The organism is Stenotrophomonas sp. 1L-E-5-B-C3 (assembly GCF_057292075.1).
Genome location: NZ_JBXAWS010000018.1, coordinates 20,563 through 36,479 on the forward strand (window position 1 = coordinate 20,563; position 15,917 = coordinate 36,479).

Genomic DNA, 15,917 nt, shown 5'->3' on the forward strand with positions numbered 1-15,917 from the left:
ATGCTACCGCGCGTCCTACAATTCCGGCATTCCGCCTGTCCGAGACGCCCCATGCACCGCCTCCTGCTCCTGATCGGCCTGCTGCTGCCCGCGACGGTGGCGATGGCCGTCGATGTCCGCCAAGGCGATCTGCTGTTCGTCACCGCCGGCCACAGCGGCCTCAGCGCCGCCATCGACGATGCCACCGGCAAGCAGGGCGCGCCCAGCTTCGATCACGTCGCGCTTGTCGCTTCCGCGCCGAAGGGCTGGGAGGTATTGCATGCCGACGAGAAGGGATCGCGGCGGCAATCGCTGTCCGAGTTCCGCCAGGACGCGAGAGCAAAGCAGCGGCAGATCGTGGTCTATCGCCTGCGCGCACCGCAGCAGGCGGCAATCAAGGATGCAATCGCCACCGCGCGCACGATGCTCGGCAAGCCGTACAACACGTCGTATGTGTTGAACGATGACAGCTACTACTGCTCGGACTTCATCGAACGTGCGTTCCGTGCGCACCACGTGTTTGCGCTGCAGCCGATGAACTTCCGCAACCCGCAGACCGGGGAGATTTCCCAGCACTGGATTGACCTGTATCGCGGCATGGGAATGGAGGTGCCGCAGGATCAGCCCGGCAGCAATCCCAACGACATGTCGGCGGCACCGGTGTTGCAGCGCATTGGCGTGCTGGAATAAGCGAAGCCCCGCACGTGGCGGGGCTTCACCGGTCACTCCGCATGCACGGCGCAATCATTCTTCTTCGTCGTTGCCGCCCTGCTGCTGGTTCTGGTTGCGCTTCTGCTGTTCCTGCTGCTGTTGCTGCTGCTGGTCACGGCCACGACCCTGCTGCTGATCCTGCTGGTTCTGCTGGCCCTGTTGCTTCTGGTTCGGGTTCTGGTTCTGCTGTGCCATGTCCGATCTCCAAAGCCACTCGCGGAATGCGGTGGACGTGGCCATCGTCTGCAGCGAATGGTTAATCACGCGTGGGTGGGCGGCTACATCTGTGTGTACGCCTGTGAATGAACGCGCAGAAGCCCTTGTGGCACAAGCGGCTGAAGGATTCATGCGGGTTCGGCATGTGTTCATGCCATCGTCGACGGTGCGCGCATTCATGGCGTTCGCAGCCGGAAACACGCGCTGAACGAGGCTGGCTTCCCGACCCGCGCAGGGAAGCCAGCCCTGCATTCAGGGCATCACCGGCGGCACATAGGCCAGGGTCATGCCCAGCAGCCACAGCAGGCCCAGCACCAGCGGGATGTGCACCAGCAGCTGGATGAAGGTGAAGCCGACGATGTCGCGCGCCTTCAGGCCCAGCACGCCCAGCAATGGCAGCATCCAGAACGGGTTGATCAGGTTCGGTAGCGCTTCGGCCGCGTTGTAGACCTGCACCGCCCAGCCCAGGTGTGCCTTCAGTTCGTTGGCGGCCTGCATCACGTACGGCGCTTCGATGATCCACTTGCCGCCACCGGAGGGCACGAAGAAGCCCAGCACCGCCGAGTAGACGCCCATCACCAGCGCGAACGTATCGGTGCTGGCTACGTGCACGAACAGGCTCGACAGCCGGTGCGCCAGCGTCTGTCCATCGCCGCCGGCAGCGTGGGTGAGAATCATCGCGATACCCCCGTACAGCGGGAACTGGATCAGCACACCGGTGGTGCTCGGTACCGCCTTGGCGACCGCGTTGAGGAAGCTGCGCGGCCGCCAATGCAGCAGCAGGCCCAGCGAAATGAACAGGAAGTTGTAGGTGTTGAGGTTGGCGATGGCCGTGACCAGCGGCTTGTTGGCGAACTCGTTGAACAGCCAGCCGAACGCCAGCAGTGAGAGCAGCACGGTCAGCAGCGGGCTGTATTCCAGCCATTCGCCCGGGCGCGTGCGGCGCTGCAGTGGTTCCGGCTCGGCCTGCGCGGCGCCGGGGAAGTCTTCAGCGGTGCGCGCACTGCCGGCCGCCGGCGCGGTCAGCCAGGCGATCAACAGCGAGACCAGGATCAACACCGCGGTCAGTGCGATCGACTGCCACAGGAAAATGGTTTCGGTGAACGGCAGGACGCCGGTGATCTCGACCAGCCCCGGCGGCATGCTGGCCGGGTTGGCCTGCAGCTGCGCGGCCGACGAGCTCAATCCCATCGCCCACACCGCACCCAGACCGAGATACGCCGAGGCACCAGCCGCGCGGTAGTCCATGCGCAGCTCGGTACGGCGGGCCAGCGCGCGCACCAGCAGGCCGCCGAACACCAGCGAGAAGCCCCAGCTGAGCAGCGAGGCCAGCATGCTGACCAGGCCCACGTACACCACCGCACCACGGCCGGTACGCGGCACCCGGGCCAGGAAATCGATGAAGCGTGCGACCACCGGTGCAGTGGCCACGGCATAGCCACCGATGACCACGAAGGCCATCTGCATGGTGAAGGGAATCAGGCTCCAGAAGCCATCACCGAAGGCGCTGGCGGTGGCCTGCGGGGTCGAGCCGAAGCCCATCGCGGCCAGCGCGACGATGACCACGCCCAGCACCGCAAACACGTACGCATCGGGGAACCACTTTTCCGCCCAGGCGGCCGAGCGCAGCGCAGCGCGCGCCATCCAGCCGTCCTGTACTGCTGCCGTCGAGGCCATCGCCTACCCTCCCAGGTTCGATGGATCGATTCTGGGCGGTGAGGTGCAGGCTGTCAGCCACCTATTGGTCGTAGGTGGCGGAATGGTAGTGCCGGCCGCTGGCCGGCAACCTCGGGACCGCATGCGGCTGCAGCCGGCCAGCGGCCGGCTCTACCAGATCCAAGGATCGTCGTAGGTGGCGGAGGCTGGTAGTGCCGGCTGCTGGCCGGCAACCGCGGGATCGCATGCGGGTGCAGCCGGCCAGCGGCCGGCTCTACCAAACTCAAGGATCGTCGTAGGTGGCGGAGGCTGGTAGTGCCGGCCGCTGGCCGGCAACCTCGGGACCGCATGCGGCTGCAGCCGGCCAGCGGCCGGCTCTACCTCACCCTGGGCTCAGCGCAGCGCGAGGTCCACGGCGATGCCGGCGAACAGCGCGGCACCCACCCAGTTGTTGTGCAGGAACGCCTTGAAGCACGGGCCGCGCTCGCGGTTGCGGCAGATCCAGAACTCGTACACCACCAGTGCGGTGGCCACGGCCACGCCCACCAGGTAATAGCCACCCAGCCCGCCGCGCACGCCGACCAGCGCCATGGTCGCCAGGAACAGCGCGTACAGCACGCCCTGGATGACCAGGTCGAGATCACCGAACAGGATCGCGGTGGAATGCGAGCCCATCTTCAGATCGTCCTCGCGGTCGACCATGGCGTACCAGGTGTCGTAGGCGGTGGACCACAGGATGTTGCCGGCATACAGCAGCCAGCCCAGCAGCGGCACCTCGCCCTGCACGGCGGCGAACGCCATCGGGATGCCCCAGCCGAACGACATGCCCAGGTAGACCTGCGGCAGATGGGTGTAGCGCTTCAGGTACGGGTAGCTGGCGGCCAGGAACACACCGATGAAGCTGAGGCCAATGGTCAGCCCGTTCAGGGTCAGCACCAGGCCGAACGCCACCAGCATCAGCACGGCGAACAACGCCAGCGCAGCGCGGCCACTGATCGCACCGGTGGCCAGCGGGCGCGCCTTGGTGCGCTCCACGTGCGGATCCAGCCAGCGGTCGGCGTAGTCATTGATGACGCAACCGGCCGAGCGGGTCAGCCACACGCCGGCGGTGAACACGAACAGCGTCCACAGCGGCGGCATGCCGCCCGCAGCCAGCCACAACGCCCACCAGGTGGGCCACAGCAGCAGCAGCGTGCCGATCGGGCGATCAGCGCGCATCAGACTCCAGTAATGCCGCCAACGCGGCGTCGCCGGCGACTGCGGCGAAGTGAGGGGGGTATCAGCCATGGCGATAGGATACTCCTGCCCCTCTGGCAGGGCTTTGCCCATGGGGGGAGATTTGTTCGGCGAAACTGGATAGAATGCCGGTCCCGCACCGCTTCATGGCGCTGCGATGCCCGCTCCGGCACTGGTCGGTGGCGCGGCGGTTCTACAACGCGCCCGTAGCTCAGCCGGATAGAGTAGTGGCTTCCGAAGCCATTGGTCGGGGGTTCGAATCCCTCCGGGCGCGCCATCTTCCCCTCTTGTTGCCTGCACACTGCCAGCCCGCGCTGGACGATGCCGTGCGCTTCATCAACACTGCGCGCATGACGCCACCGGATCTGCTGAAGCTGGCGGCAGGCGCTGCGATTCTCGGCCTGGCCGCGTTGTCCACCGGAGTGAGCTTCGGCCGCGCCCGGCGTGGCAACCACCTGCTCACCACCTTCTTCGCCTGTTTCGCCGCCGCCAACCTGTTCGGACTGGTGCTGTTGGGTGGGCAAGCCTGGCTGTCGGCCGACGCCGTGCGCTGGCTGCGGGTCATCGAGGTGCCACTGGTCTATCTGCTGGGTCCGCTGCTGTACGGCCATGCGCGTGCGCTGCTGGCGCCGCTGCATCCGCGCGCGCAGCCGTTGCCGCTCGCGCATCTGCTGCCGGCCATGCTCGCGTTCGTCATTTCCCTGTTGAACGCTGTTGCGCCTTTCGAGGCTTCGCCGTTGGGCCATGCCCTGTTCCGGCTCAGCTTCCATGGCTGGCTGCTGCAGGGCGTGCCCTATCTGCTGGCCACGCTGTGGCTGTCATTCCGTACGTCCTCGACCACACAGGGAACGGCCATCCAGCGCAGCGGATTGCGCGGGCTGGCAGTTGTGATGGCCAGTTGCTGGCTTGCCAGCGCGATGAACCGGTGGCCGCCGGATGCCGCTCCGCTGATGGCCAGCATCGGGCTCAGTCTGCTGACCACGGCCGGCATGTACCTGCTGGCGTGCCGAGTGGTGCGCCAGCAACTGCGCGCGCCAGTGAGCATCGCCGCACCGGGCGTGGGGAATCTCATCCCCGCGCCCATCGAAGACGTCGCCGTCGCACGTTACGAGCGCTCGGGCATCGACGCAGTGCAGTGCGCGGCCATCGCCAGCGCGCTGACCGCATTGATGCAGGGCGAACGCCTGCATGAGGCCCCGGGACTCGACCTCCAGGGCTTGAGCCAGCACAGCGGCTGGTCACCCAACCAGGTCTCGCAGGCGCTCAACCAGGGTCTGGGCCAGAGCTTCTCCGAGTTCGTGACCGGCTTCCGCATCACGGCCGCGAAGTCCCTCCTCTCCGATCCGGCTGACCCACGCAGCGTGCTGGACATCGGCCTTGCCGCCGGCTTCGGCAGCAAGTCCACCTTCAACAGTGCGTTCAAGCGCGCCACCGGGCAGACACCCAGCGAGTACCGCCGCAGCCGCGCCACGTCCGGCTGAACGTCCAATCCTTCACGCCCGGTCGAACGACGCCCGGCGCTGCGTTGCCATCAGCGCTCGACCCGACGAAGAAGGTGATGCAATGCGATGGCAACGGATGATGTTCGGCCTGCTGTGGATGCTGGCGGTTCCTGCGCAGGCTGCGGTGGGGGATGCGGCGGGTGTGCTGGCCCGGGCCCGTGCAGCCAGTGGCGGCGAGCCGTGGCTGTCGGTACAGCGCCTGCAGGCTGAGGGCGAGCAGTCGGTCGGTGGCTTGCAAGGCCGCTGGCAGCTCAACCAGGACCTGCGCGCCGGGCGCTATGCCGAACAGGCGCAGCTGGGGACCTTCACCGTTGCGCAGGGTTTCGACGGGAAGCTGTCGTGGCGCCGCGACTACGGCGGCGAAGTAGGCCTGCTGGATGGCACCGTGCCACGCCGCACTGCCCGCACGCAGTCGTGGCTGGCCACTCGCGCCTACTTGTCCAGCGCGTATCCGGCCTCGCGCTTTGCAGGCCCACGTACCGAGGTCCACGACGGACAGCGCTATGACGTGCTGTCGACGACGCCGGAGGAAGCGGACCCGATCGAGCTCTGGTTCGACGCGCGCAGCGGCCTGCTCGGCCGGGTGGTCATCGCCTCCCCCCGCACACCCACCGCCACCACGCTGGAGGACTACCGGGCGGTCGATGGCCTGCTGCTGCCCCATCGCATCATCACCGATACGCTCGATTCCCAGGGCCGAGCCGATCCGCGACTGCGCAGCCACGTGCAGGTGCAGCGCTACCGGGTGGACAGCCCTGTGCCGGATGCGCTGTATGCACCACCGGTGATGGCCGACGACAGCTACATCGACGATGCCAGCGGCACAACCCACGTCCCGTTCGATCTGATCAACAACCATGTCTACGTCGAGGCCGAGGTGGACGGCCAGCCGGCACGCTTCCTGGTGGACACCGGCGCCATCAACCTGCTGACACCGACTGCCGCCAAGCGTCTGGGGCTGACCGCCAACGGTCGCCTGAGCGTGCATGGTGCCGGCGACAATGCCAGCGACCTGGGCCTGGCACAGGCCCGCCACCTGCGCATCGGTGGCGCGCACCTTGCAAACCCGGTGTTCCACATCATCGACCTCGGCCAGCAGATCAACTCGATGGGCGTACCGCATGATGGCTTCATCGGCTACGAGACCTTCCTGCGCTTCGTCACCACCTTCGACTATGGTGCGCGCGTGCTCAGCTTCACCCGGCCGGGCCACTACCATCCACCCGCCAACGCGGTGGCACTGCCGTTCGAGCAGGACGACCGCGCACCGGTACTGAATGGCGAACTGGACGGCATCCCGCTGCGGCTGTGGCTGGACACTGGCTCACGCAACTCGCTGAGCCTGAGCAGCCCATTCGTGCGTGCTCATCATTTGTTGGAGAAGTACCACGCCAGCGAGGAGGCGGTGCTTGGATGGGGCCTCGGTGGCCCGGGCCGCGCGCGACCGGCCCGGCTCGGTGTGCTGCGCATGGGCAGCATCAAGGTCAGCGACCTGGTCGGTGATCTATCCACCACCGACAAAGGAGCGCTGGCCCTGGCCGACTACGGTGCGATTCAGGGTGGCGGCGTGCTGCGTCGCTTCTCCATGGGCATCGACTACGACGCCAAACGCCTCTATCTGGTGCCCAACGCTGAAAGTACGCAGGCCGATGCCTTCGACCGCAGCGGATTGTGGCTGCAGGCCGAGAACGACGCATTGCGGGTAGCGGATGTAGCGCCGACCAGCGCCGGGGCGCGTGCGGGGCTGCGCAAGGATGACCGCATCATCATGATCGACAGCGAGGCAGTGGCCACGCGGATACTGGGTGACTGGCGTGCGCTGCTGCGCGAGCGTCCCGTTGGAACCCGTTTGAGCATCCGCTATCTCCGCGACAGCCGGCAGGTGGATACCGAGCTGGTGCTGGCGGACCGGGTGAAGGAGCGGTGGCCTGCCGATTGAGCCAGGACGGATGCGAACACCGTGGAATATCCATCGACAGCCATCATGGAATGCCGCTGCGCGGCGCCGGTTCTGCGGTGCCGCCGGTGGATGGTCCGCCCGGCCTGCGCGCGTAGCTGTAATCGGGATCCCGGCAGGCGCGCATGATCGGACTTCGTGCGTGCCTGATTACGCCGGGGAACCAGCACAACGCCAGCACCACGGCCCAGATCACAGCCAACCAGAACCATCGGCCCAAGGCATAGGCCCAGATCATGGGCAATGCAGCCAGCAGCACGATGATCTGCGTATACAGCAGGTAGAGCGTGTGCAGGCCCAAGCGGGGATCCGAGCGCAGCATCACGCCACATCCCCTGCATGCCGTCTTCGCCTGCCGTCTCGATGCGGAAAGCAGCGGGAATCGCTGCCCGGCAGCGCCGCAAAGTGGACAGGTGAAGGTCAGCAGGCGCATCAGGCAAGCTCCTCTCTGTCGATTGACATCAACTGCCGGGCACGAAGCCGAGCCTAGCATGGGCCTGTTAGGGGGCGCCGCAAACAGCAACGCCGGGCATGGCCCGGCGTTGTGTTCAAAACAGTCGAGCATGGCTCGACTCTACAAGAGCGAATCAATACTTCCCGTCGAACGCGAAGATCGGCTTGCGCTGCTTCCACGCGCCAGCGGTGAAGTCCGGGAACTCCAGCGTCTGGAAGCTGTTGGCGATGGACTGCTCGCTCAGCGGCGTGATCGCACTCCAGGTCACTGCGTCGTAGATGTCGATCGGCATCGGCGCCTTGGCCTTCAATGCTTCCACGAAGGCGTGGATGACGAACCAGTCCATGCCACCATGACCAGCGCTGGCAGCGGTCTCGGCATTCTGCTTCCACAGCGGGTGCTCGTACTCGTCCTGGTACTTCTTGAACTCTTCCCACTGGTGCGGCGGGCTGCGGCCTTCGATGTGGATCGAATGGTTCACGTCCATCCACAGGCCCTTGGTGCCCTGCACGCGGAAGCCCATCGAGTACGGGCGGGGCAGCGAGGTGTCGTGCTGCAGCAGGATGGTCTCGCCGTTCTCGCAGGCCAGCGTGGTGGTCACGATGTCACCCAGCTTGAACTTCACCTTGGTGCTGGGGTGGGTGGTGCCGCCACTCTTGGCCACGGTGTACTCGTGCAGGCCGCGTGCCTTGGTCGCGAAGGCGTTGATGTGGGTGAAGCGGTTGCCGCGATTGATGCCGGTGTACATCGCGCACGGGCCGATGCCATGGCTGGGGTACAGCTCACCATTGCGCTCCACCGAATGCTCGGTGCGCCAGCGTGCTTCGCTCCAGCCCTTGGGACCGAACTCCACGCCGCTGTCGTAGGGCTGGTTCGGGTCGCCGGAATTGAACTTCACGCCGCGCAGGTCGTGCTGGTAGCCGGCCTGCAGGTGCACCAGCTCGCCGAACAGGCCCTGGCGCACCATCTGCAGCGCGGCCATCACGTCGCGGCGGTAGCAGACGTTCTCCAGCAGCATGTACGGGGTGCCGGTGCTGAGCTGGGTCTTCAGCACGTCCCAGTGATCCTGCAGGGTGATGCCGGCCACCACTTCGCAACCCACCGCCACGCCGGCCTGCATCGCGGCGATCGCCATCGGCGCGTGGTACTCCCACGGAGTGGCGATGATCACGCCATCGATGCCCTTCTGTTCCAGCAGACGCTTCCAGGCATTGGTATCGCGACCCTGGCCGTAGGTCTTCGGTGCCGGCTTGCCGGCCTTGCTGACCATCTCCACGGCGCGGCCGAGCATGATCGGCTCGATATCGCAGACGGCGACAACCTCGACGTCGTCGCGGCGCACCAGTTCCTTCAGCAGCACCAGGCCACGCATGCCGGTACCGATCATGGCCAGGCGCACCTTGCGCCCGCGTGCCCATGCCGGGGTCTGCGGCAGCAGGCTGCTGGCGGCGACAGCGGCGCTGGCCGCGATGAATTCCCTACGCTTCATGGCAAACATCTCTCCTCTTGGCAGCGTGCCGGCCGAAGCCGGCACGCCAGGTCACGCAAACGGAATTACTTGAACCGATAGCCGATGGTCACACTGTAACCACGACCGAAGATCGTTGCGTAGTCACTGGAGTCACCCAGGAAGCTGTTCGGGTCGTAGAACGGCAGGCGGTTGAACAGGTTCTTGACCGTGAAGCTCAGGTTCCACGCATCATCCGGGCGCCAGGTGACGCTCATGTTGGCGGTCCACCACGACGGTGCACCATCACACTTGCTCTTCTGCAGGGCCAGGTAGCCGCCGGTGCAGGTTTCCTTGTTGTTGCTCTTTTCGTCGACCTGGTCGGTGGCCCACTTGGTGCCGCCCACATAGTTGACGAACATGCTGGTGGTCACCTGCTTGTAGGTCCAGTCGGCATTGAGCGTGGCACGCAGGCGCGGGTTGTTGTAGTAGCCCACCACATCGCCGTAGTACCAGCCGCTCGCTTCGTCCATGTAGAAGCGGTTGCGGTTGGCGATGGTGGCAGCCAGACCGATGTTCAGGTTGCCCCAGTCACCCAGCGAGAAGCGGCTGCGCGCGTCGATGTCGAAACCGTCGATCAGGGTCTTGCCACGGTTCTTGTACTGGCCCACCACGCTGGCCACGTTGCCGGCGGAGTAGCCTGGCAGCGTCGAGGGGCAGTTCACGCCGCTGGCCGGGTCGGCGCACATCGCCGCCAGCTGCGCCAGGTTGGCCCGGTCGCTGTCGGTGATCGGCGAACGCGACGAGGAGATGATGTCTTCCATGCGGCGGTAGTCCGGCGCAACGATCTCATTGTCACGGTAGATGAACCAGTAGTCGGCCGACACCGACAGCCAGGTTGCCGGCTCGTAGACGAAACCGAGGGTGGCGATCTTCGCCTTCTCCGGCTTCAGGTCCTTGTTCGGCTGGGTCATGCGCGCCACGGTGCGGCTGCAGTCGACGTTCAGCAGGGTCTTGCCGAGATCGACGTCACCCGGGCGCTGCGACCTCAGCAGCAGGTTGGCGATGGCGTTGGTCTCATTGCAGCGCAGCTCGTCACGGTAGCCGCCCAGCTGCGCGAACACGCCGCCGTTGCCGGACTCGGCCAGGCTCGGTGCACGGAAGCCGGTGGAGTAGGTGCCGCGCAGCATCAGCTGATCGAACGCCTGGTACTTGAAGCCGATCTTCGGCGCGATGTTGGCACTGAAGTTCGGGTACTTGTCCACGCGCACCGCCGCATCCAGTTCCAGCTTGTCAGTGATCGGCGCCACGGTCTCGGCGAACAGCGCGTAGGTGTTGCGCTTGCCGTCGAACCAGGAGCCGCCCTGCTGGGTGATCAGGCCGTTGGCCGCATCGGCGTTGCCCGGGGTGTAGAAGGTTTCGCGGCTTGCATTGAAGCCGAACGCGGCGCGCATCTCACCGGCCGGCAACTGGAACAACGGGCCTTCGATCTTGCCGTCCAGGGTGTGCAGGCGGGTCCACGACTGGATGTCGAAGGTCGGGAACGCTTCACGGATCAACGCAGCGTTGGCTTCGCTGATCTCGCCGAACTTGTACGCCGGGTGGTCGGAGATGATCACGCGGCCGGTACCCGGATCGATCGTGTAAGGGCCGAAGGCCTTCTCGAAGCCCTTGGTGTTGACGTTGATCGTCTGATAGGTGGTGGAGTGGGTACCCGCACTGGCGAACGCGGTCTCCCAGTTCCAGTCACCCCTGCTGCCGCGTGCACCGGCCAGCACGCGGTAGCTCTTGTCGGTGTTGCGCTGGCCGAAGTAGTTGGCGCCGGCATCCTGCAGCAGGTAGTTCAGGCCGACCACGCCGCCCATCATCGCCTTCATTTGCGGGCTGGCGTGGTTGTACTCGTTGTTCGGGCCCAGGAACGGGTACAGGAACTGGTTGACGTTGTTGCCGGTGTTGCGCGAGAACCAGCTGGTCGGGTTGCCGGTGGTGGTGCCGTAGGTGCGCGGCGTGCCGCCGTTGGCGCGCAGGTCGATGTCGGTGTAGGTCGCCTCGGCGAAGATCTCGGTGCTCTCACCCACCAGGAAGGTGCCGTTGAGATAGGCGGTGTTGCGCTCGGACTTGGCGCCGGCATCGATCTCGTTGTTCATCCAGGTTTCCCAGACGCAACGCGGACCGGCCGCCTCACTGGTCAGCACGTTCTTGCAGCCCGGTGCGGCTTCCTGCACGCGGCGGCCGGTGACCGGATCGAAGGCGAAATAGCTGCCCGGGTTGAACTCGCCCGGCTTGCTGCCCACGCCCAGGCGCAGGTCGTTGAGATAGTTCGGCTTGTTGACGTAGTACTGGTCAGGCCGCTTGTCGTAGAAGTCGCTCAGCGGAATCGCGTCGCGGCGGTACATGTTCACCGCGCCGTAGATGTTGAAGCGGTTCTCGGTCAGGTCGCCGAAGCCGGCGGTGATGCTGGCCTGGCGCTCGCCATAGGAGTCGATGCGCGAGGAGGTATCGTTGGTGAAGCTGACCTCGGCGCCCTGGAAGTTGCGCTTGGTGATCACGTTGATCACGCCGGCCACCGCATCGGTGCCGTACACCGCCGAGGCGCCGTCGGTCAGCACTTCCATGCGCTCGATGGCCGCAGCCGGGATCGCATCGATGTTGACGAACTGGGTCTGGAAGCCTGCCGGCGCACCGTAGTACGACAGGCGACGGCCGTTCAGCAGCACCAGCGTGCCCTGTGCACCGAGGCCACGCAGGTTGGCCTGCGATGCGCCATCGGAGCCGGTGAACAGCGAGCGCGAATCCTGCTGCGCTGGCCGCGCGGCCGGCAGGTTGTCGAGCACCTGCAGCAGCGTGCGCGCACCCATGTTCTGGATGTCCTGCTTGCTGATCACCTGCACCGGCGACGCGGTTTCAACGTCGGTACGGCGGATGTTGGAACCGGTGACCTCGATGCGGGCCAGGTCGGTGGCCTTGTCCTTGCTCTCTTGGGCAACGGCAGGAACGGCGACCGACAGCAGCACGCCGGCGATGGCCAGCGACAGCGGAGCGATCGAACGACAGGGGGGGCGGTGGTGGTGGGCGGGCAACATCGGGGTTCTCTCCTGGCAGGGGTGCGGCGCAACTGAGTGAGCGCGTGGGCGTTCGGCGGGCAAAACGCTCCCGGGCCACGGCCATGAGGGCCGTAGTCGGAATGGGCGGGGGAGGAGCGGTGTTACGTAGGGGTCATGGGGCGACGATGCTGGCGGAGTCGCCCTCCTGGCCGATCAGTACGGCGTTGGCCCAGTTGGCGCAGACCTGGGCGGGTTGGCTGCCCTGCGCACCCAGCGTGCGCAGGCTCAGGGTGGAAAGGCCACGGATGTCCAGCTCCGGCTTGACCACGCCGGGCGCCTTCACCAGGCCGCTGTCGTACAGCAGGCGGTTGTCACCCCAGACCTGGAACTGCAGGCCACCGGCGCTGCGACAGGCGTCGTCGATGCCGAGGTCGGCACGCAGCAGGTGCCAGCCGCCCTGCAGGCGCAGGTCGATGCGGCTGTTGGCGCCGACACCCAGGCCACGGCGGAACTGCAGCCCGTTCATGCGCATGCCGGCGCCGCCACGGAACGACTGGTCGGTGCGCAGCTGGCTGGCCAGCGCGGCCGGCACCGGCAGCTCGGAGAGATAGCGCTGCCGGGCCGGACGCTCCGGTTCCTGGTGTTCGAGGATGTGGAAGGTGGACAGCGCGATCGGGCCGACGTCGCGCGGCTGCAATGCATCGAACGCGCGAGCGCTGCCCTGTGCGGCAGTGACCATCGGGTCGGCGCTGCTGGCGCCGTCGCCTTCGGGGTTCTGCACGCTCAGCACGCGGAAACGCAGCAGGCGGCCGGCGTGGGCCGGGAAGTCGATGCGCTGCATGCCTTCCTTCAGCTGCAGGCGGCCGCGGGCGATCGGCTCGCCCCACTCGCCATTGCTGTCGCCGAGGTAGACCTCGTAGTCGCGTACCTGGCCGTGCTTCCAGTTCTTGTCGTTGCGCGGGGCAAGCTCGATGCCGTCGATCATCCTGCGCTCACCGAAGCCGATCACCCACTCATGTGCACCGGTGCGCACGGCCTGGTTGCGCACGCTGCGGAACCAGGTGCCCGGGTCATCGTCGAAGGCATTTTCCAATGCGTGGCCGGGCTCTTCGGCCGGGCGGTTGACCACCAGCAGGCTGTCGGCCGGCAGTTCGCGGCCCAGCACCGGCGCGGCCGGATAGGCATCGTCGGCAGCAGCGACGGCCACCGCAAAGTCCAGCTGCAGCTGCAGCGGCTGGCGGATGTCCTGCGTAGCGGTGCGCACATGCAGCGTGCCACGGCGCTCCTGGGCATCGAAGTACCAGCCTTCGGGCGCGTTGTTGAACGCAGCGGCGTCGGCCAGCGCCGGCAGCGCGCGGCCACCGGCCTGCACCGCGCGTGGCGCCTGGCGGCTGAGCACGCGCAGGCCATAACGACGCTGCGCCAGCTGGCCGTTGTACTGGCCCTGCACGGCATCAATCTGCACCTGCACCGGGCCGCTGCCCTGCGCCGGCGCCTGCACGCGGATTACCTGCGTGCTCGATTCGCCCTGCTGGTAGCGGCGGGTGTTGCCATCGTCTTCGTACAGCGTGTACTGCGAATCACCCTGCGGGTACAGGTCGAACGTCACTTCATCCAGCGGATTCTCGCCGTCGAACAGCATCGACGGGTACATCGGCAGGATCGCACCGGCACGCACGAACACCGGCAGCGTGGCCAGGTCCACCTGGCGGTCGAGCTGGCGACCGTCGGCGGCGGCCTGCACGCGGCGGCCATCCCAGTAGTCGATCCAGCCACCAGCCGGCAGATGGATGTCGCGGCGCCAGCCACGGCTGGCCGCCTGGCTGCGGTACACCGGCGCCACCAGCAGGTCGCGGCCGAGCAGGAACTGGTACTTGTAGGTTTCATCCTGCGCATGCGGATCGCGCGGGTTGTCCCACATCAGGCCACGCACCGGCGGTGCACCGGTCTGCGCGGCCTCGTGCACCAGTCCGTACATGTACGGAGTCAGGCGCATCTTCAACTTCAGGTAATCGCGGTTGATGCTGCGGTAGGGCTCGTCGTACCACCACGGGTGCTTGCGCGCGTTCGACGACCAGCCGCTCATGCCCATCAACACCGGGGTGAACGCCTTCCACTGCAGGTCGCGGGTGAAGGTCTCGGCGCTGCCGCCGAAGATCGCATCGACATCGCCGCTGGCGTAGGCCATGCCGGACAGGCCCGAACCGACCAGGGTCGGCACGTGCCAGCGGATGTAATCCCAGCTGCTGCTCTGGTCGCCGGTCCATGCCACCGCATAGCGCTGGATGCCGGCCCAGCCCATCACCGTCCACAGGAACGGGCGCGAATCGGAATTGTCGAGGATGCCATTGAATGCCTGGCGATTGGCGTCCATCGCGAACTGGTAGCCCTTGCCGGTCCAGGCCACGTCCAGCTTCTGCACGCGGCTGCCGGCCTTGCCCACTTCCCAGGCGATCTTGTCGACGCCGTTCTCGGTCCACAGACCGGTGCGGAAACCATAGCCGGCCAGGCCCTTCACTGTTTCCGGCAGCTGCTTGTAACCGCAGCCGTAGCCATCGTTCGGCAGGATCCAGCCACCGGGCATGTCGTTGGCGCGGTACTGCTTGGCCACGCTGTCGATCACATCCGGGGTGGTGCCGGTCGGGCCGTCGCTCCAGCCTTCGGGCACGGTGCCGGGCTTCTTGCTGTTGTCGCCGTCGTTGTAGCAATCGGCATCGCCGTAGGACAGCGCCCAGCGCGCGACCATGTTGGGGCGGCCGGTCAGCTGGGTGTAGCGCTCGATCAGTTTCGGCAGGTCGGCGCCGACGAAGTAGTACGCATCGAAGCGGTCTTCGCGGTGCAGCAGCGTGGCCTGGTCAGCCTCGCGCAGGTCGTAGCTGCCATCGCTCCACGTGTTGCGCAGCATGCCCCAGCCGCGGCTGCTCAGCAGCATCGGTGCCGGGCTGGGGCGGTCGCCCTCTTCCCAGCCGCCGGAATAGGACACTTCCAGCTCGCGGCCCTTGAACTGGTAGCGGCCATTCTGCTGGCCACCACCGTAGTAGCCTTCATCGGCCTGCGAGGACAGCACCTGCACGCTCTGCGTGGCATCCAGGTCCAGCGGCTGCAGTTCCTGCCACAGCGCGGTGGGCTGACCGTTGTCCAAGCGCTCCAGGCGCAGACGCAGCGGTTGCCGCTGCACATGCAGCACCAGCGCATCGGTGCGTACGCGGATTTCCTGCGCGTCTTCTTCCAGCTGCGCCTGCACGTTCGCCTTGGGCTGCGGCAGCACGATCGGCGCGGCCTTGTCGCCTGCACCGGTGAGCTTGCCGTTGCGGCCGGCCTGCACGCGGATGATGTCGGTGGCCGGCAGTTCGATGCGGATGCGCGCGCCCTTGTCGGTCTGCAGGTCCCAGCCCTGCACGCCGTCGCGGCTGGCGCTGGCGCTGACCGAACGCAGGTTGCCGACCGGCTCGGCCTGGGCCGGCATGGACGCCAACATCAATGCCGGCAACAGGGCCAGCATCAGCGGCGAGCGACGAACGCAGATTTCCACACGGACTCCCAACCCGTTCACCGGGCGTTTCGAAAGCGGTTGGGCCGACTCTAGGGCAGCGATTCGAAAGATGTCAACAAATTGAAAGAAAAAAGGAAGATATATTCCTTTGAAACGAAAGTTGTTGCGTTGCAATACTTTGTGTAAGCGCTTGCAGACCCCTGTTAAGCGTTGTGCGATACG

At 66.3% G+C, this 15,917-nt stretch carries 10 protein-coding genes and 1 tRNA gene; 4 read left to right on the top strand and 7 right to left on the bottom strand.

Features of this window, described 5'->3' with window-relative positions:
- Positions 1 to 51: 51 nt before the first annotated feature.
- Positions 52 to 669: a YiiX/YebB-like N1pC/P60 family cysteine hydrolase gene (locus AC0Z6F_RS18795; RefSeq protein WP_012512379.1), complete on the top strand. Its 618-nt coding sequence runs from the start codon at positions 52 to 54 to the stop codon at positions 667 to 669.
- 54 nt (positions 670 to 723) lie between these two features.
- Here AC0Z6F_RS18795 and AC0Z6F_RS18800 read toward each other — a convergent pair whose 3' ends face one another.
- The 3 genes from AC0Z6F_RS18800 to ubiA form a co-directional block, all read right to left on the bottom strand.
- Positions 724 to 885, bottom strand: a complete 162-nt coding sequence (locus AC0Z6F_RS18800; RefSeq protein WP_167796845.1) for a hypothetical protein — start codon at positions 883 to 885, stop codon at positions 724 to 726.
- Positions 886 to 1,158: 273 nt separating this feature from the next.
- Positions 1,159 to 2,583: a short-chain fatty acid transporter gene (locus AC0Z6F_RS18805; RefSeq protein WP_012512380.1), complete on the bottom strand. Its 1,425-nt coding sequence runs from the start codon at positions 2,581 to 2,583 to the stop codon at positions 1,159 to 1,161.
- Positions 2,584 to 2,955: 372 nt separating this feature from the next.
- On the bottom strand, positions 2,956 to 3,849 hold the full coding sequence (gene ubiA / locus AC0Z6F_RS18810) for a 4-hydroxybenzoate octaprenyltransferase (protein WP_041864600.1): 894 nt from the start codon (positions 3,847 to 3,849) through the stop codon (positions 2,956 to 2,958).
- A 149-nt stretch (positions 3,850 to 3,998) separates the two neighbouring features.
- Between ubiA and AC0Z6F_RS18815 the strand changes: the two genes are divergently transcribed.
- From AC0Z6F_RS18815 to AC0Z6F_RS18825, 3 genes are all read left to right on the top strand, one after another.
- Positions 3,999 to 4,075 (top strand) — tRNA-Arg (locus AC0Z6F_RS18815).
- A 49-nt stretch (positions 4,076 to 4,124) separates the two neighbouring features.
- The gene (locus tag AC0Z6F_RS18820) at positions 4,125 to 5,279 is read left to right on the top strand and encodes a helix-turn-helix transcriptional regulator (protein WP_232053991.1); all 1,155 of its coding nucleotides are present in this window, start codon (positions 4,125 to 4,127) and stop codon (positions 5,277 to 5,279) included.
- Between the two features lie 82 nt (positions 5,280 to 5,361).
- Positions 5,362 to 7,239, top strand: a complete 1,878-nt coding sequence (locus AC0Z6F_RS18825; protein ID WP_485617417.1) for an aspartyl protease family protein — start codon at positions 5,362 to 5,364, stop codon at positions 7,237 to 7,239.
- 43 nt (positions 7,240 to 7,282) lie between these two features.
- Here AC0Z6F_RS18825 and AC0Z6F_RS18830 read toward each other — a convergent pair whose 3' ends face one another.
- The 4 genes from AC0Z6F_RS18830 to AC0Z6F_RS18845 all read right to left on the bottom strand — a co-directional run bounded on the left by AC0Z6F_RS18830 (position 7,283) and on the right by AC0Z6F_RS18845 (position 15,734).
- Positions 7,283 to 7,690, bottom strand: coding sequence for a hypothetical protein (locus AC0Z6F_RS18830; protein WP_012512384.1), 408 nt, complete (start codon positions 7,688 to 7,690; stop codon positions 7,283 to 7,285).
- Between the two features lie 154 nt (positions 7,691 to 7,844).
- Entirely contained in the window at positions 7,845 to 9,200 is a 1,356-nt protein-coding gene (locus AC0Z6F_RS18835; RefSeq protein ID WP_012512385.1) for a Gfo/Idh/MocA family protein, read from the bottom strand.
- A gap of 65 nt (positions 9,201 to 9,265) precedes the next feature.
- Positions 9,266 to 12,241: a TonB-dependent receptor domain-containing protein gene (locus tag AC0Z6F_RS18840; protein ID WP_485617415.1), complete on the bottom strand. Its 2,976-nt coding sequence runs from the start codon at positions 12,239 to 12,241 to the stop codon at positions 9,266 to 9,268.
- 133 nt (positions 12,242 to 12,374) lie between these two features.
- Positions 12,375 to 15,734 (bottom strand): TIM-barrel domain-containing protein, encoded by a 3,360-nt coding sequence (locus AC0Z6F_RS18845; protein ID WP_485617414.1) that lies wholly within the window; start codon positions 15,732 to 15,734, stop codon positions 12,375 to 12,377.
- Positions 15,735 to 15,917 lie beyond the last annotated feature (183 nt).